This window comes from Leptothoe sp. EHU-05/26/07-4 (assembly GCF_043421015.1).
Lineage (GTDB): Bacteria > Cyanobacteriota > Cyanobacteriia > Phormidesmidales > Phormidesmidaceae > Leptothoe > Leptothoe turfae.
The window spans coordinates 154,345-178,494 of record NZ_JAXSQV010000004.1 but is presented as its reverse complement, the minus strand read 5'-3'; the positions used below and the strand labels follow the sequence as shown (position 1 = coordinate 178,494).

General features: G+C 47.6%; 21 protein-coding genes. 8 read left to right on the top strand and 13 right to left on the bottom strand.

Features of this window, described 5'->3' with window-relative positions:
• Window positions 1-33: 33 nt before the first annotated feature.
• Window positions 34-696, top strand: a complete 663-nt coding sequence (locus U2F10_RS13890; RefSeq protein ID WP_163696652.1) for a DUF2301 domain-containing membrane protein — start codon at window positions 34-36, stop codon at window positions 694-696.
• A 112-nt stretch (window positions 697-808) separates the two neighbouring features.
• Complete coding sequence (gene dprA / locus U2F10_RS13885; protein WP_163661836.1) at window positions 809-2,005, top strand: DNA-processing protein DprA; 1,197 nt, start codon at window positions 809-811, stop codon at window positions 2,003-2,005.
• A 31-nt stretch (window positions 2,006-2,036) separates the two neighbouring features.
• On the opposite strand, the gene U2F10_RS13880 is transcribed toward dprA, so the two are convergent.
• Window positions 2,037-2,651, bottom strand: a complete 615-nt coding sequence (locus tag U2F10_RS13880; RefSeq protein WP_163661838.1) for an FHA domain-containing protein — start codon at window positions 2,649-2,651, stop codon at window positions 2,037-2,039.
• A gap of 626 nt (window positions 2,652-3,277) precedes the next feature.
• On the opposite strand from U2F10_RS13880, the gene U2F10_RS13875 reads away from it, so the two are divergent.
• The gene (locus U2F10_RS13875) at window positions 3,278-4,687 is read left to right on the top strand and encodes a 1-acyl-sn-glycerol-3-phosphate acyltransferase (protein ID WP_163696656.1); all 1,410 of its coding nucleotides are present in this window, start codon (window positions 3,278-3,280) and stop codon (window positions 4,685-4,687) included.
• 36 nt (window positions 4,688-4,723) lie between these two features.
• Here U2F10_RS13875 and U2F10_RS13870 read toward each other — a convergent pair whose 3' ends face one another.
• Window positions 4,724-6,907: an AAA family ATPase gene (locus U2F10_RS13870; protein ID WP_499872456.1), complete on the bottom strand. Its 2,184-nt coding sequence runs from the start codon at window positions 6,905-6,907 to the stop codon at window positions 4,724-4,726.
• Between the two features lie 234 nt (window positions 6,908-7,141).
• Window positions 7,142-7,633, bottom strand: a complete 492-nt coding sequence (locus U2F10_RS13865) for a photosystem I reaction center subunit XI (protein ID WP_163696660.1) — start codon at window positions 7,631-7,633, stop codon at window positions 7,142-7,144.
• Between the two features lie 464 nt (window positions 7,634-8,097).
• Here U2F10_RS13865 and U2F10_RS13860 point away from each other — a divergent pair, with 464 nt between their 5' ends.
• From U2F10_RS13860 to U2F10_RS13850, 3 genes are all read left to right on the top strand, one after another.
• Window positions 8,098-11,997, top strand: coding sequence for a hypothetical protein (locus U2F10_RS13860; protein ID WP_499872454.1), 3,900 nt, complete (start codon window positions 8,098-8,100; stop codon window positions 11,995-11,997).
• A gap of 84 nt (window positions 11,998-12,081) precedes the next feature.
• Complete coding sequence (locus U2F10_RS13855) at window positions 12,082-12,915, top strand: FHA domain-containing protein (RefSeq protein WP_499059358.1); 834 nt, start codon at window positions 12,082-12,084, stop codon at window positions 12,913-12,915.
• A 590-nt stretch (window positions 12,916-13,505) separates the two neighbouring features.
• Complete coding sequence (locus U2F10_RS13850) at window positions 13,506-14,441, top strand: ribonuclease Z (protein WP_163661861.1); 936 nt, start codon at window positions 13,506-13,508, stop codon at window positions 14,439-14,441.
• Window positions 14,442-14,463: 22 nt separating this feature from the next.
• On the opposite strand, the gene U2F10_RS13845 is transcribed toward U2F10_RS13850, so the two are convergent.
• The 10 genes from U2F10_RS13845 to rimO all read right to left on the bottom strand — a co-directional run bounded on the left by U2F10_RS13845 (window position 14,464) and on the right by rimO (window position 21,945).
• Window positions 14,464-14,952: a hypothetical protein gene (locus tag U2F10_RS13845; RefSeq protein ID WP_499872452.1), complete on the bottom strand. Its 489-nt coding sequence runs from the start codon at window positions 14,950-14,952 to the stop codon at window positions 14,464-14,466.
• A 153-nt stretch (window positions 14,953-15,105) separates the two neighbouring features.
• Entirely contained in the window at window positions 15,106-15,651 is a 546-nt protein-coding gene (gene cobU / locus U2F10_RS13840) for a bifunctional adenosylcobinamide kinase/adenosylcobinamide-phosphate guanylyltransferase (RefSeq protein WP_163661864.1), read from the bottom strand.
• The gene (locus tag U2F10_RS13835; protein WP_499872450.1) at window positions 15,651-15,788 is read right to left on the bottom strand and encodes a hypothetical protein; all 138 of its coding nucleotides are present in this window, start codon (window positions 15,786-15,788) and stop codon (window positions 15,651-15,653) included. Before U2F10_RS13835 ends, cobU begins: the two co-directional genes overlap by 1 nt.
• A 116-nt stretch (window positions 15,789-15,904) precedes the next feature.
• Window positions 15,905-16,531, bottom strand: coding sequence for a DedA family protein (locus tag U2F10_RS13830; RefSeq protein WP_163671556.1), 627 nt, complete (start codon window positions 16,529-16,531; stop codon window positions 15,905-15,907).
• A 242-nt stretch (window positions 16,532-16,773) separates the two neighbouring features.
• On the bottom strand, window positions 16,774-17,331 hold the full coding sequence (locus tag U2F10_RS13825; protein WP_163661868.1) for an Npun_F5560 family protein: 558 nt from the start codon (window positions 17,329-17,331) through the stop codon (window positions 16,774-16,776).
• A 429-nt stretch (window positions 17,332-17,760) separates the two neighbouring features.
• Window positions 17,761-18,105 carry a 30S ribosomal protein S6 gene (gene rpsF, locus U2F10_RS13820; RefSeq protein ID WP_163661870.1) on the bottom strand — a complete coding sequence of 115 codons (345 nt, stop codon included), beginning with the start codon at window positions 18,103-18,105 and terminating at the stop codon, window positions 17,761-17,763.
• 156 nt (window positions 18,106-18,261) lie between these two features.
• Entirely contained in the window at window positions 18,262-18,780 is a 519-nt protein-coding gene (locus tag U2F10_RS13815; RefSeq protein ID WP_163661872.1) for a Tic20 family protein, read from the bottom strand.
• Between the two features lie 54 nt (window positions 18,781-18,834).
• Complete coding sequence (locus U2F10_RS13810; protein ID WP_250564847.1) at window positions 18,835-19,047, bottom strand: hypothetical protein; 213 nt, start codon at window positions 19,045-19,047, stop codon at window positions 18,835-18,837.
• Window positions 19,048-19,150: 103 nt separating this feature from the next.
• On the bottom strand, window positions 19,151-20,545 hold the full coding sequence (locus tag U2F10_RS13805; protein WP_006515861.1) for a DEAD/DEAH box helicase: 1,395 nt from the start codon (window positions 20,543-20,545) through the stop codon (window positions 19,151-19,153).
• A gap of 38 nt (window positions 20,546-20,583) precedes the next feature.
• Window positions 20,584-21,945 carry a 30S ribosomal protein S12 methylthiotransferase RimO gene (gene rimO, locus U2F10_RS13800; protein ID WP_163661876.1) on the bottom strand — a complete coding sequence of 454 codons (1,362 nt, stop codon included), beginning with the start codon at window positions 21,943-21,945 and terminating at the stop codon, window positions 20,584-20,586.
• Window positions 21,946-22,249: 304 nt separating this feature from the next.
• Between rimO and btpA the strand changes: the two genes are divergently transcribed.
• Both btpA and U2F10_RS13790 read left to right on the top strand, forming a co-directional pair.
• On the top strand, window positions 22,250-23,062 hold the full coding sequence (gene btpA, locus U2F10_RS13795) for a photosystem I biogenesis protein BtpA (protein WP_499872448.1): 813 nt from the start codon (window positions 22,250-22,252) through the stop codon (window positions 23,060-23,062).
• Between the two features lie 150 nt (window positions 23,063-23,212).
• Entirely contained in the window at window positions 23,213-24,133 is a 921-nt protein-coding gene (locus U2F10_RS13790) for a vitamin K epoxide reductase family protein (RefSeq protein WP_163696668.1), read from the top strand.
• Window positions 24,134-24,150: the final 17 nt, after the last annotated feature.

The window sequence follows — 24,150 nt, the reverse complement described above, 5'->3', positions numbered from 1 at the left end:
TCACATGGATTAAATCCATATCAGGAGGTAGTTATGGTAACTGCACCGTCAGACACGAGTCTAGAAACCTATGAGGGTCAATTTGGCCCGTTTGTCATCACTGCGGACGATCGACGCGAGGTCGTGATTTACCGCTGTGGTTTAGCCATAGCCGCTTTCAGTTTTGCTTTGGGGGTTATGTTGCTGCGCCTAGGCAATGGTAGCACCGGGCTACTTTGGACCATTTCTGGATGTTACTTAACCATGTGGTTAGGTCTGGGCATTAGTCTTTGGTTCATTCATATTTATCTAAAACCGCTACATCAGGCATTACAGGGGTTGTGGTTAGCAGGAGGCCTAGCCAGCCTGGGCATTGCCATAGGTGTACCGGGACCATTAGCCCTGACAGCGTATGAACAGCCTTTGTCGATTTTGGGCATAGGGTTTACCTTTGCAGCCATGACCGGCATCTTTATCAAAGAAGCCTTTTGTTTTAATCGACTTGAAACAAAATTTCTGGTGCCCCTAGTTCCTAGCTTGCTGTTGACCCACATGGCACAGGCTATGCCCAGTCATATAGGTCAGGGGTTACTGATCGCTTGGGCAGTGTTGTTTGTCATCTTTGCCCTACGTAAACTAATGCAGCCAATCCCACCTGACATTGGCGACAAAAGTGTCTTTGAGCACCTCAAACAGAAGCGTCAGGCAAACATCTAGGGGCATTGCCCATACAGGTAAGGGCGTTCCATGGAACGCCTCTATGATTTTGCTCCTATATTAGGGTTATTCATGGGCATCCTAGAACCGTTGAAACAACGGGGATGCTAGGTTGGAACGAGCATATTGGCTGGCTTGGTCACGGGTTAAGGATGTCGGGCCAGTGTTGATAAAGCGGCTGCATGAGCAGTTTGGGTCACTGGAATTAGCCTGGCAGGCTGACCCAGTTGAACTGCTTGCTGTGGCAGGCATTGGTTTGATCACAGCGGATCGGATTAGGGAGATGCGATCTCATCTCAACCCCCAAGAACTATTAGACAAGCACGAATCACAATACCCAGACTTTTGGACACCAGCTGACTCTGACTATCCCAGTCTACTGTGGGAAATTCCAGACCCACCTCCCGTGCTTTACTATCGCGGTCCTCTCAGGCCTAATGCTTGCACAAATCCTATCACCATAAGCATTGTCGGAACTCGCCACCCTAGTCCCTACGGACGTCGTTGGACCCAGCGCTTAAGTCGTCGCTTGAGTCAACGGCAAATCACCATTGTTTCTGGCATGGCCACTGGCATTGACACCCATGCCCATCAAAGCTGTCTAAATAACGACGGCCAAACCATAGCCGTACTTGGCACTGGTGTAGATGTCATCTATCCCCGTAGCAACGCTCAAATTTACCAACGCATCTTAGAAACCGGCTTGATCGTGAGCGAATACCCCAACGGAACGCCGCCTGATCGTAGTCACTTTCCACGACGCAACCGCATCATTGCTGGCCTTAGTCATGCCACCTTGGTTACCGAAGCCCCAGAACGCTCAGGTGCACTGATTACAGCTTATTTAGCCAATGACTATGGTCGTCATGTCTACGCATTACCTGACGGTCTAGATAATCCCACCTGTCGAGGTTGCTTAGTCCTCATCAATACTGGAGCAGCCATCATCATGGGTGAAGACCAGCTGATCAAAGATCTGCTCAATATTGGCGTTCCCAATTCAGATATGGCTCATAAAAATATGACCCATCAAAACGACCGTAACAACCAGGGTGGCGATGAAAACAGGCATTTTATAAACACTCAGCCAGATACATCAGCACCTGAACCGGCAAAGTCTGCACCGGAGGTAACACTGGATAAAAACCTACAGCATATTTTGCAGATGATTCCTGAGGAACCGGTCAGCCTGGATAACCTAGTAGAAACCACCCAGCTAGACACAAGTGCCCTGCTGGGTGGCTTACTACAGTTAGAACTCGCTGGTGTTATCGTCCAATTACCTGGTGGCCAATATCAGCGCACATAGTCATGGCTACACCTTTTAGTTTTGCCCCATATCAGTTTCCTGGATATGTTTCCATACCGGTGTAGGTTACCTCAAACCCTGTGTAGGTGATTTCGTGGCCATCTAGCGGATCTTCTATGCAATCAAAATTATCGACAAAGAATTCTACCACCAGGTCTCCCAACTCAATCATGTCGCCGTCCCTAAGGGCCTGACGTTTTTGAGGAACAAGACGACGACAATTTAAACGGGTCCCTGATTGACTACCAACATCAGCAATGAAAAAACCAGACTCAGGGGTATGGCGAATCACTGCATGACATGGAGCAACAGTTGCATTGCCGACTGGCAATGCGCAGGTTACGGATTTTCCTAATAGCCAACATGCACCCACATGGGTGAGATTTAAAGTTTCAGAACTGCCCGTATTAGAGACTAAAAATACAGAAGAATTAGCGATGATCGCCTGAACGTAAAAAGGTGTATTTTGACAGCGTTCTTTAACTGTCAAGATAGAGTCGGCAATTACATTAGCCGTTTCAAAATCATTTTTAACATTATTAAACAGCGCATCCCAAGGAAGTGATAAAACATTTTTGCTGATAAGATCACCAGCTGTTTCTTTAACTGCCTGGTTATCGGATAGGAAAGCTCTAAGCGTGGACATGGACAATGACTAAACAACTTAACAGCAAGAGGCTATAAGTGCGGTCGATTGTCACCCTAATTCAGTAGATTCACATATGAATTTCCCAAAGAATTGAGAAATCATTAATGAGGTAGAAAAATAGATTTTAAAGTCAGCTAATGAAAAATTGCTGCTCACCTGTAGCAATACCCTCATTGTCTAAGATTGAGAAAATCTCTAAAAAAATCTAGCTACAACGGTGGTGGGACATACATAAAGTCCTAAATATACTTAAGTATAGTTTTAGAACTTTCTCTACAGGTGCTCAGCAATTCTATGTATAGGATATGAACCTATCAAAGGTATTGCCTTCTTTATATCTTTTGTTTATTAAAGCCTGTGCTTTCAAAATAAGTAATTTGGCGGATACCGTTTTATGGAAGCTTTAAAAGCCACAAGTAAATATTAAAATCCCCCAAGATTGGTATATGCAGTCCTGAATCCGTAAAGCTGTACTCATAGGGGTTTCAGCGTCTTGAAAGTAGACAGTGTAGAAACCATCACATCCCCTTAATATCGTCATGACACAGCTTAAATTAACTGTACCTATTAAGTAATTATTAAGCAGCTTTATTTTCCCTGCTATTTTCTGGAGAGTTCCTGCTGTGATCAGTGCCATCATCCGTGCTCAACCCCCCCTAGATTTTATTCCCGAACGCTTTAATCCATGGGTGCGACGTTTTGTGCGAGTAGCCTTGCCAGGCTGGATGCGTTGGCAAACTGATCTCGTAAACATCAAGGTCAATAATGCCGGGGTTCTCGCCAAGCACTACGCAGAATTTCAGGCAGGGCATAGCAGATTGATTCTGGCTTTCCGGCATCCTGCTCCTGAAGATGCCTATGGCATGGCACATTTGCTGTGGAAAGCAGTGCCACAATCGGCTGTCCAAATGGGAAAAAAACTGCAGCCTGTGCACAGCCACTTTATCTATGACCGGGGCATTCCCCTATGGGCAGGGAAGTGGGTTGGCTGGCTATGTTCTCACTTGGGGGGGGTGTCCATTCAACGCGGTAAGTTAGATTTAGTCGCCCTAAAAGCCGCACGGAAGCTTTTGGTAAATGGGAAATTTCCCTTAGCAGCCGCTCCAGAAGGGGGCAATAATGGCCATAACGAAATTGTCAGCCCTCTAGAACCGGGGGTACCCCAACTGGCTTTTTGGTGTGTGGAGGATCTGGCAAAATCCCAGCGGTCTGAACCGGTTTATATCGTGCCATTGGGAATCCAGTATCGATACATCAATCCGCCGTGGGATGCTATTGACGAGCTGTTAAGCCAATTAGAACTTTATAGTGGTTTATCGAGTACTGATGAAAAATTTGTCCCACCTGTGGAACTACCCACAGCTCAAATTACCAATCTCTATGGCCGTCTCTATCGCTTAGCTGAACATTTACTCAGCTTGATGGAGAGCTACTATTACCAAATCTATGGCCTAGAACAACTCGATACTCCAGAAGCTAAAGATGCTAATGCACAGCTGGCTTTACGGTTAGAACACTTGCTCAATGGTGCGTTAGCAGTAGCAGAAAAGTATTTTAATTTGCGGCCCAAAGGCTCTGTGATTGATCGTTGTCGCCGTTTGGAACAAGCTGGCTGGGAACGTATTTTTCGCGAAGACTTACGTAATGAAGCAGCGTTGTCTTCAGTGGAACGAGGACTAGCCGATCGGATTGCGGAAGAGGCGGACTTACGTATGTGGCATATGCGTCTTGTGGAAAGTTTTGTGGCAGTAACAGGCCGCTATGTCTTAGAAAAACCCACAGCCGATCGCTTTGCCGAAACTGTTTTATTGATGACTGATATGGTCACTCGACTCCAGGGGAAAACACCCTTCCCGAGGCCTTCTTTAGGTAAGCGAGAAGCTCAGGTAATAGTTGGAGAACCCATTTGTGTCAGTGAGCGCTGGGATGATTACAAACAAAGCCGACGTAAGGCAGTGTCAGCATTGACCAAGGATCTCCAAACAGCTCTTGAAAGCTTAATTGTGGATTCGTTTGAAGACCAGAATCGTTGATGAGATTTTGAGATCACAGTCAGGGAGCAAACATCACTATAGTTGACTCTTTTTTGTAGCTTTGATTAGGGCAATATTGATCTGCCAAGAAATCGAAGACTGAGATTGCAGCTGTCTTGTAAATGCCTGTCTCACGATCTCCAAGCTCTGTTCGCTCAAAGCCTTAGCTAAATGGGTCATATAATGGGACTCAGTATTAAACCATCGAGCTTTTATTTGAGAGGTAATGGGTAACTCAGTTTGGAGTTCTATTAGCTCAACAGTCGGCATCAGCGGCGTGTTCTCAAACCATGTAGTCACCGCATCTATATCCCAATATTTCTGACAATCACTAGTGTAGAGATCGTCTTCAGCCTGTTGTAGCCTTTGGAATAATTTAGGCGATATGCTCTGATGAGTCAGTAGGGAATACAGCCGTAACGTGCGGAAGGGAATCGTTTCAGCCAGCACCATATACCCGTTAGGAGCAAGGTAATCAGCCAATTGATTGAGCACTTGCTGTTGGTTGGGCAAGGATTTCAAGGCATTACGCCCCACAATGCCATCAAACAAAATACCTGATGCTTGAGTCGCTAGGGTTTTAGCTAAGGTATGCAGCGGTGTCGATAGAAATGTAGGTCGAGCTAACGCTGTCAGTGCCTCAGCTTGTTCGCTCAGAGCAGCATAGGTTTCAGTAGAGGTACAGGCATACACTCCACCTTCGGGCACCTGGCGTAGAGCCTCCCAGGTTAAAAGGCCGGCATTGAGGTCCAGCAAAACGTGGTGGCGTTGAGGCTTTAGTGTGGAGTAGATGCGATCGCACACCGCCCTCAACTGCTCCCCTGCATTGCCCAAAGTCCTTTGCAACCATTGCTCTTGCCCCTGATCCGTCGGCCCAAATGTCAGCACTTCGGGCAAATCCGCCTCCATCACCGCTGCTAGCTGAGCCTCTCGTTTACGGGCAACCTCTAGACGAATAGTATCTTCATAGCCCTGATTCGACGGTTGGAAAAACACTTTGCCCTGGAGACCTGTGGGTAAATATTGCTGCTCCACCCAATGATCGCGATACGCATGGGGATACAGATATCCCTGACCATGGCCAAATTCTTTCTTATCCCGATTTGCATCTCGCAAGGGATTGGGCACATCGGCTTCCCGTTCCTTTTCCACCGTGGCTAAGGCATCAAAAAAGCCCATGACACTGTTGGACTTGGGACAGGTAGCTAGATAAAGCGCCGCTTGAGCCAGCGGATAGCGCCCTTCTGGCATACCCACTCGGTCAAACGCCTGGGCACAGCTATTGGCCACCACCATTGCATTAGGATCTGCCAGACCTATATCTTCTCCAGCAAAAATCACCATACGACGAAAAATGTAGCGGGGATCTTCACCGGCATAAACCATGCGGGCCAACCAATAGAGGGTGGCATCGGGGTCAGAGCCGCGCATGCTTTTGATAAAGGCACTAATGGTATCGAAGTGCGCATCCCCCTCTTTGTCATAGAGGACGGCTCGTCGCTGAATTGATTCTTCGGCAACAGCTAAAGAGATGCTTACCTCAGGCGTAGTTTCGACCGCTAGTTCTAGGGCATTGAGCAGGGCACGGGCATCGCCATTGGCGACATTAACCAGGTGATCTAAGGCATCTTCGTCGATTTGGATGGTGCGATCGCCATAGCCCCGTTCTTTATCAGTCAGCGTTTGGTAAACAATCTGCCGTAAATCATCGGGTTCCAGAGACTTTAGCTGAAACACCCGCGACCGACTGACTAAGGCTTTATTCACCTCAAAGTAGGGGTTCTCAGTAGTCGCCCCAATTAGAATAACGGTGCCGTTTTCTACCCAGGGTAAGAGGGCATCTTGTTGGGATTTGTTGAATCGGTGAACTTCGTCGACAAAGAGGATGGTGCGCTGACCGTGCTGGCCGCGAAGGTCTTGGGCAGTTGCGATCGCACTCCGAATATCTTTCACCCCAGTCAACACGGCATTAATGGCAATAAAGTGGGCTTTGGTGGTGTTGGCAATCACCTGAGCCAGGGTCGTCTTGCCTGTCCCCGGTGGCCCGTAAAACAATAACGACGATAGCTGATCCGCCTGGATAGCCCGACGCAGCAGACGACCTGGCCCCACAATGGCACCCTGCCCCACGTATTCATCCAAATTACGAGGACGCATCCGGGCAGCCAATGGTGCTTCCGCTTCGATTAGTGTCTGGCGATGTTGCTCAAAGAGATCCATGGAAATGGAGAATTTTGAGTGTTGAGTCTTGTAGAGCTTTGCTCTTCTCAGCTAGCTGAGTATTTTAAATTGACTGTTTATGCTTTAAACATTGAGATTCAAATAATTTGGCTCCAAGAAAGCCGTTGCTCTAGAAAGCAAAAGCGCCCCCATAACATGGAAGCGCTTTCAACGTTATCTAATCTAGTTCAGCAAGCTTCAGAATCTGATATCTTACTCAACTCAAAACTAAAGTTATGAGGACCAGATACCACCAGCAATTTCCTGCAAAGGTAGCAGGTGAGGAGTTTGGCAAAGTAGATAAGCGAAGAATGCACCGCTGCAACCGCCTACTAAGAAGCCGCTAGCAAAGTTGCTCCAGCCTTCGCGATTAGAAAACGCTTCAGGAGGATTAGGAGTAGTCAATGTACCCTCGGGACCATCGGGGCTAGTAGCGCTGTAAATAGAAATAGCTACAGTCAAAATAAAGACGAAGCTAATTGCTGCAATCACACCAGCCACAGTGCTGTAGTCACTGGCACGTAGTGGGCCAAGAACAGCAAAGGGACCGTAGAACCAGTAGCCGTGAGCAACGCCCACTTCTAAGCCGCGGCTAAACGGAGACAAACCTGCGCGGTAGGCAGGCAAATTATTAATGTAAGTACGTGCAACCGCAGAGGAGTTAATCGGAGTCGCAACGTCACCCACTTCGGGAGCTCCAGTTGCGCTTGCAAAACTAGTTGCCATAAGAACGTCTTCCTATGTAATGGACAGTCGTAAGACGGGAAATTCGAATTTATAACGCCAGCCAAATCGCCAAGGATAACAATCCTTCGCAGCCACCATTTTTAGAGAGGTAGCCACAACGACATGACCCACTAGCCCCTTTAACAGGAACTAGCTGCATCTGAGCCCAATACTCTCATAGAAGCTAACCAAACATGGTGAATGCAACAGTTTTGTTAAGTACAAACAAGCAGAACGTTAACTTACTTAACAATCGACAGCTTCGGCAGGGGGTAACACGCCATAGCTAATGGGTCTGAAGAACCCGTCTTTAGTCAACTTCGGCTCACTTCGATGCAATGCGTCTAAGTACATAGGTTTGGTCACACACCACCTACACTTCGTAACACTCATGGGCGTTGATAAATGAACTAGCCACAATCAATATGTGTAGCGCTATTAGCATCTAACCTGTGGAGCGTGGTATGTGGCTGAAAATTCCGATTGATTTAGAAAATGAAGCGGCTAATGTCCATCTTTTGCAGGAATTAGATCGCTGGATAGAGCTGGGATTGTTATCGGAAGCACAGGTCATCAGTCTTGGCCGCAAGTTATGCAGTCCTTTACCTATTGCCCATAAAGCACCTACGGCAGTGCAGCAGAAATCTGTCGAGGTCAATACTGAGGTAAGGAGATCAGAGACAGCCCCTCCTGAAACTCTGACTGAGGTCCCGACGGCTACAGGTCAGCCATTCTTTTCACGCTTCAAGTCCCATCTAGTGCAGTCATTTTTGGCAGAGGTCAGCGTGCTATGGCTGCTGTTTTTGGGCGTATTTTTGGTGGTGGTGTCGTCTGGGGTGTTGGTAGCCAGCCAATGGCAGTCCTTTTCCATCGTCGGCCAGTACAGCATTTTGTTGGTGTATACCCTGGCCTTTGGGGGGGCGAGTCACTGGGCAGCAGGTCAGGCCAAACTACAGACGACGGCCCAAATGCTAAAGGCGACAACACTGCTCCTGATTCCCCTAAATATGTGGATGATAGACACCTCAGGATTAATCAATACGACAGCAGGGCTGGCCATTGTAGCGAGTATTGGCTTGAGTATATTAACCCTGGTGTTAGCCCCACAAAGAATGATCGGGTTAACCGTATTGGGCCTAAGTTGGTTGCATTGGGGATGGGGATTCGCGACCTGGCCTCTGATCGCCACTTATGTGGGCACCTTGAGCAGTGCAATCAGCCTGGTCTGGGGAATGCCAAAGATAACGGCTGAGGAGACGGGTGAAGATCGTGAGGCAGAATCTCAACCTCAAGGAATTTTAGTTGCGATCGCACTCCTCATTCTTCTAGTACGCAGCGTATGGATTGCCCAAATACCCATAGCCCAGTTGGGCCTGGCCATGGGCCTCTGCGGCTGGGTACTGCGCAGGCTTTATCAACGATATCCCCTGTGGCCCCAGTTAGGAGCCGGATTAATGCTACTGGGCTGGCTTGTTTCTGTCATCCCATATCCACTACAGGCCCTGGGTATCAGTGGACTCGCCATCTGGCTATTACTAGAACAGCTGGGACAACACACCCAAGAACGAGACCAGCTACGTACCCTATCGAGACTTTGGTTAGTGGGATTACAAGCCTGTGGTTTGGTTTGGTTAACCTTGCCTGGTCCCCTGCGGCAGACAATACTTTTGGCAGTTGGCAGCCTTAGCCAGGACCCCGTCAGCACGATCGAGTTTTCAGGCCTATGGCTTTATGGCTATGTTGGCCTGATGGTGGTGGGAGCCAAGAGATTTCGGCAAAAAGAACACACTGCTTGGGCTCAACTGACTGAAAATCTAGCCATGGGACTCAGCCCACTATTAGTCCTGTTAATAGTCCCCCAAGCTCAATCATTTTTGTTGATGATGAGTTTGCTCGGGCAAACACTCACGTTAGGTGCCATTACTCGCCTGCGATGCCCTGCAACCAATTGGTTGATTTATTGCACACACATTTCAGCACTGGCAACCGTGATCAGTGGTCTCTATGTGATTAGCGGTTGGTTTGGCTATTGGAACCGGTGGCAGGGCGCTTTAGTTTTCTTAAGCCTGATGACGGTGGAATGGATCGCCAGTGTTGCTAGCCACCGTTATCCCCAATGGCGACAGTCATCGTGGTATTTGGGCATAGGTCTAAGCATCATTGCCTATAGTCTTTTGCTAGATAACTGGGGCAGCTGGATTAACTTGAGCTGGTTAGTTGTGCCGGGGCTATTAACGTGGTTGGCATACCGACGCCAGCTCGTAGCCCAACCACAGCTGGTCACCACAGCGCTGACGGTCCTTGCTTTAGGCAGCCAGATATTACTCATTAGCTCCTGGCCCATGGCAACGGTTGCCTTGTTCACCGGGGCTGGACTGCTGTATCTCCATAGTCAGCGCTGGCCTACACAGACATTTCTACCAGTCATAACCATCGGCTTTGCCCTGGGGGGCGGGCACGCAGCTGCCATCTGGTTGTGGCTGATGCCAAAAGTATGGCCCGAGAATGTTGCCTCGCTATTTTTAGTGATCGCTCTGTTTTCTGGAGGCCTTAGCATTTTGGCTCGACAGCTCAAGCACCAGGCCCAACCTTTGCTACGGGTCTATGGCAACGCCAGTTATGGCTGGAGTCGAGCATTAGCAGTTGCCTTAAGTTTTGACCTCACACTGATCATGGTGCTGAGCTACAGCCTAAATTATCCATTTGCTGAGGCCCAAGCAATATCACCGGATGTCGCCACATTGCTGCAATATGGTGCAGCAGCCATGGTCCTCATATTGGCCAGGTTTTTCACTGAGCGGCGGCTGAGCAATCTAGACTACTGGGAAGTCTCCCATGGAGTGGGTCTCCTCGTAGCCATGGGTCTAACCCTATGGCATCAGGAGATGAAGCCCCAGATGCTGGCTACAGCCATGGTGGCATTAGGGCTAGGCACCCAGATGCTGGGGAGTATCTATGTCGCGAAACATCAGCGTAATTACCCATCGAGCTGGCACTACATTCCACTGGCTTACGGTGCTTTAGGGCTAGTCCTTAGCCATCTGAACTTCACAGCAATAACAGGCGTCTATTCATTCGTTGTTGGCATTGTGGTTCTCGCCATTGGCAGACGGCAGACAGATCTACGACCTTTAGGTTATGGCGGTCTTGGGCTGCTTTCTTTAGGCACCTATGAGCTAGTTGTCTATCAAATGCTACAGGCCAGTGGTGGAGAACCAGGAGATGGGTTGACGCTGTTGGCTTTAGTGGGTAGTGCGATCGCACCCCTATACCTCCTAGGCGATCGCTGGATTCAGCGCTACAGCAAGTTAACAACATCTGAAATTGCAACAGGCTCCTTACTCCATTGGCTGTTGTCCGTCATGCTAGCAGCTCTGGCCATGATCAGCGGGCACAGTCAGTTAGGCGTCTGGCTTTGGTTGAGTACCTCCTGCTTTCTGACTCTCTACGCGTTGTTAAGAGGTAATTCTCGTTGGTTTCCGGCCTATGCCACTAATGCCAAAAGTGGGCACATTGTTCAGCTCAATGGCAATCATCACAGCTACAGACAATGGACCTGGAGCGGTCTGGTGATTGCCACTATCGCTGTCTCCTATGGCGTAGACCATCTCCTATCACACCTGACTTTATTGCGCGGCTGGGGTGCTTTATTCGCCTGTCTTTTCAGCTTGATAGCCCATCGCCTCCCCTGGCAGCGCTGGGGGTGGCCGATGCGCCCATGGCAGCGGATAGCCATTGTTTGGCCGGTTTTAGCTACGCTCTTAAGCATAACGACCATCACAACCCAAAGCCTGCTGCTGATAGGAGCCTTTTATGCAGCGATGGCTAAACAACTGCGGGCTGTACGCCTCAGCTATTTAAGTCTGGGGCTACTGAACTGGGCCTTACTCCGCTATCTTTTCGACCAAGCATGGCTCACACCACTTTGGCTAGGCACCATGATTGGAATATCGGTGCTGTACATTCTAGAAGTCGACCCCCGTTGGCAACTGGTTTCCGCTCGTGAAGAACGCCATCGCCTACGGAGTTTGGCCACATTATTAATAGGGCTAACCGCAATTTTTCAAGCTGAAACCACGTCAGCTCTCTTTATTAGCCTGAGTCTATTGATTAGTTTTGGCTTTATCGGCCTGGGCTTATTCACTCGAGTACGCGCCTATCTATATGTGGGCACCCTCACCTTTAGCCTGCAAATATTGCGTGCGATCGCACTGTTTATTAGCACAGACGGTCGTATGCTTTGGGCCATCGGCATCCTACTTGGCATCGCCCTAATCTGGGTAGCCGCTACGTTTGAAGCCCGTCGAGCGCAAATTAGTGAACTGCTCAATAAGTGGGCTTATATGTTGCAAACCTGGGAATAAGCAAAGCATAGGCCACCCACATAGCAACGCCTCCATCATTTAACGCTACCCTAGCATTCATAATGAACTTCGCAGAGTAAACCAATGGCCGCAAATTTGGAGAAAATGCTGCAGTTTATCGATGAATACCAACAGCAGCGGCCCAAGGCGACTTCACTGCAAATAGTGCGGTCTTTACGGGCCTATACCCGAGCATCCTATGCCAATACATTTTGGGAGATGGTCGCAGGTAGCAACCCAGACTTTGTTAAAGGCGAGCTGGATGACCAATCCGTTGAGATCATGGGTCAAAGCATTGATTTTGCCCATTTTATGGCAGCCTTATCAGATCAGACCTGGGGAGGAAATCTCACATCTACCCTCAGCGACGGATTTCTTTGGATCACGTCGAAAGTAATGACCGGCCATGGTTACGACAGCCGCGAATACACGGCAGCCATTGGGGATACGGCACAACCCATCGAGGTCTACCTCGATAAATATGGCCTCACCACCTATCAACCAGAAACCTTAAGTGAACTGTTGGGGAAATTTGCTTCTGAACAGGACTATGCATCTGACTTAGTTGCCTTCGCTGTTGGGCGACTGCTGTATGAAAACCCTAGCCTCTCGGTTAAAGCTGCCATCTTAGAGGCCAATTGGCTCAACTACTCTGGCACAGTCAAACGTTACCTAGTGGACATGTTTGGAGCCAAAATTTCGGCCAATGGGGTTATTGTCAACGGCGAACAAATACGCACACGTATTTACGAACGGATTCGCGCCTATCTACTGATCAAACGCGATGTCATCAAAGGCAGCATCTTCCATCGCACTTATCGGCAGCGTATTCGTCCTGCTTTGATTAACCACGCTACCGACTACTTCATCAAATATCTACAGCAGGCCTTAGTTCAAAGCCCCCAACCTGAGAGTTGACGGTTCAACAGGAGTTTTTTATCGAAAGTCAAACTAAGAATAGTTCATAATAATTCGTCAAAAGAAAAATCGGCTCTAGAGCAGAACCGATTCAAAAAGTCTTTTGACTTTGCGTTTATCTCTCATTTGGAGGTGGCTGAAAATGCGTTGTGCACTAACTAATCAATCTCCGTACGACATTGTAACAATCAGTACAATTTTTTCTGTGATGAATCTTTACTAAATTGCAATAAGTTTGTGTAGGCGTTACTCGGTAAAACTACCCAAAGATTGACAGCAAATGAGTCCATCCATCAAATCAAGTTAGTGCAAGAACCAAAAAAGTCATGAAATTCTGACATATGAGCCCTAAAAACTCTGCTTATGGCATCTCAGTCAGCTGACAAATCCTAAACTCAATGGCTGAACTATTTATCAAACCCATGGATAAAGATAGGAAATTACCTGGGTAATTAAAGCTAGCAATCCCATGTGTCTCAACACAGTAGCCACTTCCACGGTAAGGACTTCCGCAAACCCAACCCTTGTCAAGGATAATGAGGAAAGTTTGCTAGCTCATATCTTCTTGTCCCACTCCTTCATATATTCCTTTGCAAATTACGTTTCTTGGTACTAGTTCTGGTGTCCCCACTAGGGCACGCAATGTGTCAAGCGTTGCGCTACGCCTACCTCAGCGCGCTGAAGTATGGCTGCTTGATTGTGGAGAAGGAACCCAACACCAGTTTCTTAAGAGTGATCTAAAGTCCAGCCAAATTCGGCGCATTTTCGTCACCCATATGCATGGGGACCACATTTTTGGTCTGATGGGACTGCTGGCTAGCTGTGGTTTAGCCGGTAATGTATCGCGCATTGATATCTATGGCCCGCCTAAGTTAAACGAGTATTTGCAAGCCTGTCGCCGCTACTCGCAAACTCATTTTTCTTATCCCATCAAAGTGCATACGGTGGAACCGGGTAAGGTATTGGATGATGGAGAATTTGCGGTTTACTGCCAACGTTTAGAGCATCGAGTACCTGCTTTTGGCTATCGGATCGTAGAAAAAGATCGAACCGGTCATTTTGATGTGAAGCGCGCAGCTGCCTTAGGCATCCCCCCTGGCCCCATTTATGGCCGTCTCAAACGCGGTGAGGCGGTTACCTTGGCAGACGGTCGAATGATTAACGGCTCTGACCTATGCGGTGAGACCATTCAGGGTAGAAAGATGGTGTACTGTACCGATACAATTTTTTGCGATCGCGCCATCGAATTATCAGAGCACGCCAATGTACTCATCCACGAATCCACTTTTGCCCATCAAGATGCTGAACTCGCCTACCAGCGTCTTCATTCCACATCCACTATGGCAGCCCAAGTAGCCCTAGCTGCCCAAGTACAGCAGTTGATTCTCACCCACTTTAGTCCCCGCTACGCCCCAGGCAACACAATTCAGCTCAAAGATTTACTCTTAGAAGCCAAGGCAATTTTTCCGAATACGCTTATGGCCCACGACTTCTATGTCCATGATGTGGAGCGGGCAACAGCTTAATCAGACAGACAACTTTAGAAAACTAATTTGCGCTGTGCTGGTTGTTGATGGCAGCTTTTTGAGCATTCACATTACGTTTTAGCTGATGCTCACCACGGGGGTGTTCGTCTAACCGTGTTTTGAGCCTGCCAAAATGCTCATTATTGTTGATCGGCATATGGGGAGCCGGTAACTCATCATTGGGCCAAGTATCAATATCACCGCAGGGGCAGAGTTGAGCAACAGGCATCACAGTCTGCATAGCTGTCGGGATACTACAGCGGGCACAGTCAGTGATTTCCCATGCGGGTGACAACAACTGCTCAATGGTTTCTTGGGAGCCATCTAGATAACAATCCCGTCCACCCACGGACATAATCGCTTGCCAACAATCTTGAAAAGCACGGCTAAACTGATTGCCTTCTAATACAGGACTAGGACGATGAGTAATCTGCCGGTTGTTGATATGAACAGGCTTGCCAAGCTGAAACCAATAGGCCAGATAGATTTTTACTTCGTTAGGAGACGCCATAGACCACCTCGCACTGTGAAATAACCTTTTGCTACAGCACGGTGACTGTCACAGCTTCATCCTAACGCCTGATTTTTATAAGTCTTGAGACATTAATCTATTTTCAAGGTCTGTGATGTGTCCACATAATTGGGTTCTCCCAAGGTTTTTACCTCAGTGTTTATGTGGTAGCGGTGTGCCTATACGTTTGAGATCAAGGGCATACCCCCCTGTCACTAGATAAAACTCGGTTGCGATCGCACCAATCCGACGCACCAAATATCCCAAACGATCACGAAATATACGGCCCAAGGGATAGGCAGGCACAATCCCCCAACCTGTTTCTTCCGCAACTAAAATCACATCACAAACAGCCAGGTCCAAAGCTGTTAACAACTCATTGACAGACATTTGCCAGCAGCTATCATCTTCATCCAGACAATTAGCTAACCAAGTCCCTAGAGAGTCAACTAACAAACAACTATTAGCCTCAGCAGTTTGGATAGCATTCGCCAAATTTTTCGGAGTTTCTAACGTCTGCCAGCTCTCAGGACGACGAACTCGGTGTTGCTCAATACGCTGTTGCCACTCAACATCATCAACTGACACGGTCGATGTAGCCACATAGATAACGTGCTTATGGGTTTGTTCAGCCCAATGCTCAGCCCATTCACTTTTACCAGAGCGGGCAGGCCCCGTCACCAAAATCAATTGAGGCATTAAATCCAGTCATGGTTATAAGTTTGAGGATTCTCGCTATTAGCTGTGTCATAGCCTTCAAACAGCCAAGCGAGAAAAGAAATGACTAACCCAACCGCTGGCCCTGCCCCAAAAATAATAACTTCGACGCCGCTCATGGCTAAACCTCATCTGTTGCCTGTGCCAATTATTTCACTGGTACACTCAAGCAACATCAGCGCATGCACCTAAAACGGAAGTCTAGAAACTATAGGTAGCTAGGTAAGTTAGCGGATCAGTCAGGGGCTGGCGTATGCTGACGGCGTTCTAACCACCATAAAACCGTAATCCAAATAGTCACCAGAACCAGGGCTGCCACTGTAAATTGAGTGACCCAACCCACCAAGGTAGCCAATGGAATCAAACGGCCTACAAAAAAGGCCAAGCTCACCATCGCTGTTCCCCACAGGCTAGCTCCCAACAAATTACACAACAAAAATTTCCAGTAAGGCATCCGAGCGATACCTGCTAAAGGCCCTGCGAAAATACGCAACAACGCTACAAATCGGCCAAAAATCACAGCTTTGTCGGCATTTTGACTAAACTGCTCACGAATTTTAGCGAGGGCAGCTTCATCAATACGAAAGAAAGTGCCCAACTTTAAAAGCAATGGCCAACCACCGTAAAACCCAATCCAATACCCCATGCTGTCACCAATAACGGCACCTGCGATCGCGCTCGATAAAACCCAACGATAGACTAACTCTTCACTCCCCGCTAAAAATCCACCTACCAATGTGACTGTTTCCCCCGGCAAAGGTAGTCCCATATTTTCGAGCATAATGCCAAAAAAAATGGCCCAATAGCCATAGTCCTGAGCCAATGTTTGGATCGTTTCAAGGGAAAAGAAGTCAAACGTCAATGGGACAGTGTGCATAGATACAGGTTTATCTTTCGTTTATTTTATTCATTTTTCTTACAAGTGTGAGGGCTGACGTGATGCAAACCACTGAATTTCATCTAGACAGCCTCTAGCGAAACTATTTCTATACAAATGAATACCCAAAAAGATCCTAAGTAATACCCATAACACTGGCTAAAAATAAAAAACCCTCCCAGTCGGGAAGGCTAATGACTAAGTTAAAGTATTGATTACGGAAACCCTTAAGCCTCGGAAAAACTGGCCATAGGTGTAGCCCCTAACATCGACTGAGGGAATGTAGGTAAATCCAGACAGTGCTGAGTACGGCGAGTTCTCACAGCCAACCGATAGCTAACATTTTGCAACTCAGCATTCAGTTGACGGTTTTCTTGCTGAATACGAGCAACTCGATTTTTTACCTCCAGCATACGCTCAGCAAACTTTTGCTTATAGATTTTCGGTAATTCCTGAACGACCTGCTCAAGCATACGAGTACGGTCAGTGAGCTCTTGAACAGTCTGCCGCATTTGATGATTCTCTTCATCTCGACTCTCGATTTGTTCTTGATAAAACGCTACCTGAGTTTCTACACCTTGCAGCTGTTCTCGTAGAGCCCTGACCTCAGCCTGATGACGCTCAGAAACATCCGTCGATGGCAGAAAGTCTTGATTCCCCTTTACCAGGCGAAACAATTCTTGGGATAGCTGTTGGACTAGCTGATCCCGCATTTGCAATTCTTCTTGCAAGCGAGCAATTTCTACCTGGGAATCAGACGCTTTCAACTTAGTCAATTGGGGCACGAGATCACTCCTAACAGTAGTAACGATAACTTTTCAAACTGTCGTCAATTGATTCAGAGTATTGACCAGCACAATGACAAATTTCCTCACAGATTAGTTTTGAGAAAACTGGCAGTCATACCGAAATCATTTGAGCGTAAGTGTAACAGCAAACATTGCACAAGCTGGCAGCCAAACATTTCAACGTTAGTTAAAGTAAAGCCCACCAATACACCCTAAATAACAGAACAAAAAATGTTTACTAACTTCAAAAGCATTGAAGCCAACACCTAAGTGCCCACAAATTTAGCATCAATTTCGCAAAATGCAAGGTTTTTATTCTATAGGTTTGTAATTTCCTGCAAACTAAGAGGCCGCAGCCTTTTGTCATAGCTGCGACCACTTAAAGAAATTAGCTTTTAGAATAAGGCCACCGAACCAATTACTGACTTAGGAACCTAGAGGTGCAGCCTGAGGAGGAACTTCATCAGCTTCAGCTTCTTGGGGCTCATCAACCACCAACGTTAAGTAGCGAATGATATCCTCACTCAAACGCATATCGCGCTCCATAGGGGCAATAGTATCCCCAGGAGTTTGGTAGTTCATTTGAATATAGATCCCTTCACGGTAACGATTGATTTCATAAGCTAGGCGTCGCTTACCTCGGTGTTGGGTTTCTAATACCTCACCACCCTTATCCTTAATCATGCCCTGGTATTTACCAATGGTATTATCCACGGCCTCATCACTAATGTCAGGCCGAAGAATATACATGGTTTCGTAAAAATGGCTCATACTGCTCCTTATGGACTAAATGGCTTGACAAAAAAGCATGTCAAGCAAGGGTCTTCCATATTAGCAGCAAGGCATCACCATTTAAAAAATTTAAAATCGCCAGATAAAACCGTCAGAGGAGTCTTGAGCTGCCAGCATTCGGTCTAAACCAAAGTCTTAAAAGCGGCCAAGTTGTATATGCACAGCTTCCGAAATGGTAGGAATTTCAGGATAACGTCCCATCACACACTGAGCGATGGAGTAGATAACAGCTGCAAGACCACCAAATAGCAAGACATTATAGAGCGTGTCACTAATTAAACCTAAACCTGGCAAGTTGATCAGGCTCAGGATAACGCTTCCGATGGTAATCATAAAACCAATCAGAATTGACAATAAAGTGTTGAATCGAATGAAGTGACTGATATTGGGATTGCGCACCACAAAGAAAAATAGTGCAAAGAAGACAACAATCGAACCAAAACCAAACGGCACCAGACTATAGAGAAACTCAACTGGTACGACAAGAGCAATAAGGATAGTAGCAACAGGCTCCAGCACTGGGAAATTGCTAATCAAGTTAACAAAGGCCCCCCAAGGAGTTGGGCCAACTCGAAGAGCGTCTAATAAAGCGATTAGATAAGGCAAAGAACCTAATATCTTGTCAGAAATTTCAGTGGTGCTACGCCAAGTCATATAATGCTCAAGTGATTTTTGCAAACCTCGCTCTCAGCATAGCGTAGCTTGATGCTAATGCTCACACTGTTGAAATGACTCTATGTTAGCCAACCGAAAGCCCATCTGACATTGATACTGAGGCAGTGGTGTAGCAGACTCCAATTGTCTGGCACAGCCTAGCTTCCCATCATTAAAACGAGGTTGACCGCTCTGATTTGCCATTAAGCAGCTGGCACATACAGATGCTGACGGAATCACCTGGTTGTCTAGCAGAATCACCAACATAGTATGACACCCCACCAAGAACAGGCTTTAAGCCTATCTTAGGCGAGGTATCAATTTATTGGGCATAACTTTATCCAGTTTTTACTGGTCTGGTAAAGTCTTTTTACGATGCGGGTGTCTCAATTCGACGACGACGATGACGACGATGACGATGACGACGAGGTTCTTCTTCAGCCAGGTATTGTTCCTTATCACCCCGCATCCAAACAGGGCGAGTCTGGTCATAGGCCATTTGCAAGGCCGCTGCTGCCACTGTGTGAGGATCGTAATCTTCAGTGAGTTGAGAGACAATGGGCAAGAAGGAAGCCAGCCGCTCACTGGTAACAGCTTCTTTAACTTGAGTCTGTAGTTTTTCTAGGGAGCGAGCAGCAATTTCTGCCCGAGTTGGCACCTTACAAAAAGCTAGCTCCTGCTTCAGATGACGCTCAATTTGCCGCAACTGATACTTCTCTAAAGGATGCACAATGGAGACAGCTCGCCCTTCTTGCCCGGCACGCCCAGTGCGACCAATGCGATGAACATAGCTGTCCTGATTATCAGGTAGCTCATAGTTGATTACATGGGTCAGGTTATCTACATGAATGCCTCGAGCAGCAATGTCAGTAGCTACTACCCAACGTACCTGGCCCTGCTTAAAGCGTAGCAGCAGCCTCTCCCGCTGAGCTTGGTTAAGGTCACCATGGTATTCATCCACACTATGACCTGCAAACTGTAATTGACGAGTCAGTTCAGCTGCTGTGCGTCGTGTCCGCACAAAAATAATCGCTGACTCTGGATCTTCCATTTCTAAAATTGGCATCAAAGCCCGTGGCTTACTCCAACCAGGGGGAACTACATAGGCTAGCTGAGTAATGCGCTTAGGTGCAGTATTTTGAGACTTAACCGTCACCGTCACCGGCGACTTTAAGAACTTAGCCGCCAACTCACGAATTGCCGGTTCCATAGTAGCGGAGAAAAAGGCAGTCTGTCTCTCTGCTGGAGCATGACTCAGGATGTTTTCTACATCCTGAATAAAGCCCATGTTGAGCATTTCATCAGCCTCGTCTAACACTAGCCAACTCAGTTGCTCAAAACTTAGAGCCCCACGGCTGAGCAAATCGAGCACGCGTCCTGGTGTACCAACAACCATATGAACACCACGGCGAAGCTGACTAAGCTGGCGTTCGATAGACTGCCCACCATAGACGGGTAATACCCGTAGCTGAGAGTTGTATTTGAGACCTTGCACTGCCTGGCAAACCTGCATAGCAAGTTCACGGGTTGGAGTGAGCACCAATGCTTGCACAGAACGCTTGTTAATGTTGACCTGTTCCAAGATCGGCAAGGAGAAGGCAGCTGTTTTGCCAGTGCCTGTTTGGGCTAGTCCCACTACATCATGCCCAGCAAGCATGTGTGGAATAGCTTGAGCCTGGATGGGTGTGGGCTCCTTAAAGCCAAGTTCATCCAAATGTTGCGCTTGGGGTTCGGATAACCCGAGGTCAGCAAAAGACAATGTCATTTAGACTCCTTTGAGGTCATTGAGTGCAGGCGGGAATTTCAAAGAGAAACACTTACGGGCGCTTGGACCGCAACCGAGGCATCGTCAGATAGGACTGTACCGAACAAGTCATAGGTATCAGCCCCGTGAATTTGCACAGGTACTATCTGAGCTAAAGGCGGCGAACCTTGCACATACACAAGGCCATCAACATCAGGAGCAAACCGAGCAGAACGGCCAATGCATTCACCTTGACTTGGGTTTTCTTGCTCGATTAAAACATCCACAACTTGACCAATCTGAGCTTGATTGCGCCTAAAAGAAATCTCTTGTTGAGCCAGCATTAGCTCTTCCCGCCGTTGATGCATAATTGCTGGATCAATTTGATTTGGTAATGTAGCTGCTGGAGTCCCCTCTTCAGCAGAAAAGGTAAATACACCGACATGGTCAAACTCATGACGCTGCACGAACGCTTTGAGATGTTCAAAGTGAGCATCTGTTTCACCGGGAAAACCAACGATGAACGTGGTGCGCAGCACCGCACCAGGCAAAGCAGTCTTTAAGTGCTGAATGATTTCATCATTCACACGCCCTTGCCATGGACGATTCATAGCTCGCAGAATCTCAGGGTGAGAATGCTGTAGAGGTAAATCTAGGTAAGGTAAAACATTGGGTGTATCTCGAATCGCGTTAAGCACTTCCTGGGTAAGACCCGTGGGATAGGCATAATGCATACGAATCCACGGCACATTTACGTCCCCCAAAGCCCGCAACAGCTCTGCCAATTTGGGTTTGCCATAGAGATCAACACCATAATTAGTGGTTATTTGGGAAATCAACACTAATTCTTGAACCCCTTCTGCGGCCAGCTGATGGGCCTCTGCCACAATTGATTCAATGGGGCGAGAACGTTGGTTGCCACGCAAGTGGGGAATAATGCAAAAAGCACAGCGATAGTCACAACCTTCTGCCACACGAACGTAGGCAACGCCTTCACTAGTTGTGCGATAACGGGGCACTGTTTCATCTGCAATGTAGGTAGGCTCAGCAGAAACAGCCTTAACTCGCTCACCAGCTTCAGCCCGCTCAATCACATTAACAATGCGGTGATAGTCCCCAGTCCCAACCAGCGCAACGGCTTCTGGAATCTCATCTAGCAGCTCTGACTGAAAATGTTGAGCTAAACAGCCCGTAATAACAATTTTTTTGTCAGCTTCAGCTAACTCTACTAGCGTTCTAACCGACTCTTGCCTTGCAGCTTCGATGAAGCTGCAAGTATTAACAATTACATAGTCAGCAAGTTCTTCATTGGCGTCAACCTGATAACCGGCCTTAACCAGAAGGCCTAACATGTGCTCGCTATCGACTCGATTTTTCTCACAGCCTAGGTGAGTAATAGCAACGGTTGGTTTACGAACCATAAATTCTTTTATACAAAAAACAGAATGCTGGTCTCCAAGCAGGCGTTGCGATCGCACGGATGACTCAGCACCCTACCCTATCACTGAGCTGTTGAACGGGTAGCGATTGTTTTGGCCCGGTTGAGGAAATTATAACATAACTATACAATTCTGTGGGTCTTACCTGAAAAGGGTTGATTTATCGGGGAAAGCAGCTTGTGTTATGTCTGTATGCAATGGCCAATACGTTTGGGTGAGAACGGCTGCAATCATCATCCTTGGTAAATAATCTCGATCCATGCAATAACTAAAACTTTTGAGATCTGTGGAGTTACAAACACTTTTTAAGACATCAACGCCAGTGATCGGGGTCGTTCATTTACTGCCTTTACCCGCATCGGCTCGCTGGCAAGGCTCATTACAGGCCGTAGTAGACCGTGCTGTCCAAGAAGCCGTTGCTCTGGCCTCCGGTGGTGCTAACGGCATTATTATAGAAAATTTTTTTGATGCACCCTTTACAAAGGGATCGGTAGATCCTGCTGTGGTCAGTGCCATGACCATTGTAGTCAGCCGTATACAACAGCTAGTAACGCTTCCCCTAGGTATTAACGTATTGCGTAACGATGCCCAGAGCGGTCTGGCCATTGCCGCCTGTACCGGCGCTGCGTTTATCCGGGTTAATGTGTTAACTGGAGTAATGGCTACGGATCAGGGTGTAATCGAGGGAGATGCCCATCGACTCATGCGTTATCGCCGAGAATTAGGTCGTGATATTAAGGTCTTTGCTGACGTACTAGTTAAGCATGCTACCCCTGTAGGTACCATCAGTCCGGACACAGCCATGGCCAATGCAGTCGCTGATACTATCCATCGGGGCTTGGCAGATGCTGTGATTGTTTCTGGTGGTGCCACGGGCCACCCGCCCACCCATCAGGATCTAGCAACGGCGAAAGCAGTTGCGGGCAACATCCCTGTGTTAATCGGCAGTGGTGCCACCGTGGACAATATTCCTAAATTGATGAAATCGTCAGATGGTGTAATTGTTTCTAGTTCTTTAAAACGATGGGGGCACATTGAACAACCTGTCGATCCTAATCGTGTAAGCCAATTTGTGGATGCAATATCGTCATCCCCGTAGGGGGGCCATGGAAGGCCCCTACAGGGATGATTCTGGAATATCTCTACCGAAGGCCCTGTTTTTTGTCTAAGATGCAGTCGGGGGCGCAGCCTGTCTACTGGGGTACCCTGCTTTTGTTGATCTTGATGAGCTTAGAGTTATCTGTAAACTATGGGACGTCGCCGTAAAGAAACTCGTGGGATTTATCGTTGGTCGCGCCCAGCTATTGGTGCGATCGCAACCGTTGGAGCCTTAGGCACAGGTTACCTAACGGTGATCAAGCTAATGGGTAATGATGCTGCCTGCCCTGTAAAGGGTTGTGACCAAGTACTGAATAGTGCCTACGCAGACGTTTTTGGTATTCCGCTAACGTTGTTTGGCTGCCTCGCCTATCTATCCATGGTGGCTTTGTCCCTAGGGCCACTGTTATTGAACAAAGAGAAGATTAAGCAGCGTCAAAAGCTAGAAGATATAACCTGGCCGCTCTTGTTTATCGGAGCTACAGGCATGATGGTCTTCAGTGGATACCTAATGTATCTACTGGCTACCGAACTCAAGGCCGCTTGTCTCTACTGTATAGCCTCCGCCACATTTACATTCTTAATGTTTTTGCTAACGCTCTTAGGTCGCCAATGGGAAGACCAGGGAGCTCTTGTTTTTCGTGGCGTGATAATGGGAATGGTCACCCTGGTGGCTACTATTGGGATGTATTCCATCAGTATTAATGGACCAGCGGCAACCGCTAGTAGTGTTGGCAACACCGGCCCTGCCGTTACCAATACATCTGGGCCTGCTGAAGTTGCCCTAGCGAAGCATTTAAAGGAGGTAGGGGCAAAAATGTACGGTGCCTACTGGTGTCCCCACTGTTTTGATCAAAAACAGCTCTTCGGACAGGAAGCCAAGAAATATATGCCCTACATTGAATGTGCTGAGGATGGTGCTGACTCCCAGACAGCCCTGTGCCGATCTGTACCTGAAGTTACCGGTTTTCCCACATGGGAGGTCAACGGACAATTTTTACCTGGTACTCAAACCTTGACAACCTTAGCTGAAGCATCCGGCTATCAAGGTCCGACAGACTTCAAGCATTAAACCCTTCACAAGGTTAG

Bases quoted from the DNA above. Each gene is read 5' to 3' on its own strand.
- U2F10_RS13890 (WP_163696652.1), top strand. From the start codon at position 34: ATGGTAACTGCACCGTCAGACACGAGTCTAGAAACCTATGAGGGTCAA.
- U2F10_RS13880 (WP_163661838.1), bottom strand. From the start codon at position 2,651: ATGTCCACGCTTAGAGCTTTCCTATCCGATAACCAGGCAGTTAAAGAA.
- U2F10_RS13870 (WP_499872456.1), bottom strand. From the start codon at position 6,907: ATGGATCTCTTTGAGCAACATCGCCAGACACTAATCGAAGCGGAAGCA.
- U2F10_RS13865 (WP_163696660.1), bottom strand. From the start codon at position 7,633: ATGGCAACTAGTTTTGCAAGCGCAACTGGAGCTCCCGAAGTGGGTGAC.
- U2F10_RS13860 (WP_499872454.1), top strand. From the start codon at position 8,098: ATGTGGCTGAAAATTCCGATTGATTTAGAAAATGAAGCGGCTAATGTC.
- U2F10_RS13855 (WP_499059358.1), top strand. From the start codon at position 12,082: ATGGCCGCAAATTTGGAGAAAATGCTGCAGTTTATCGATGAATACCAA.
- U2F10_RS13845 (WP_499872452.1), bottom strand. From the start codon at position 14,952: ATGGCGTCTCCTAACGAAGTAAAAATCTATCTGGCCTATTGGTTTCAG.
- cobU (WP_163661864.1), bottom strand. From the start codon at position 15,651: ATGCCTCAATTGATTTTGGTGACGGGGCCTGCCCGCTCTGGTAAAAGT.
- U2F10_RS13835 (WP_499872450.1), bottom strand. From the start codon at position 15,788: ATGAGCGGCGTCGAAGTTATTATTTTTGGGGCAGGGCCAGCGGTTGGG.
- rpsF (WP_163661870.1), bottom strand. From the start codon at position 18,105: ATGAGCCATTTTTACGAAACCATGTATATTCTTCGGCCTGACATTAGT.
- U2F10_RS13815 (WP_163661872.1), bottom strand. From the start codon at position 18,780: ATGACTTGGCGTAGCACCACTGAAATTTCTGACAAGATATTAGGTTCT.
- U2F10_RS13810 (WP_250564847.1), bottom strand. From the start codon at position 19,047: ATGTTGGTGATTCTGCTAGACAACCAGGTGATTCCGTCAGCATCTGTA.
- U2F10_RS13805 (WP_006515861.1), bottom strand. From the start codon at position 20,545: ATGACATTGTCTTTTGCTGACCTCGGGTTATCCGAACCCCAAGCGCAA.
- rimO (WP_163661876.1), bottom strand. From the start codon at position 21,945: ATGGTTCGTAAACCAACCGTTGCTATTACTCACCTAGGCTGTGAGAAA.
- U2F10_RS13790 (WP_163696668.1), top strand. From the start codon at position 23,213: ATGGGACGTCGCCGTAAAGAAACTCGTGGGATTTATCGTTGGTCGCGC.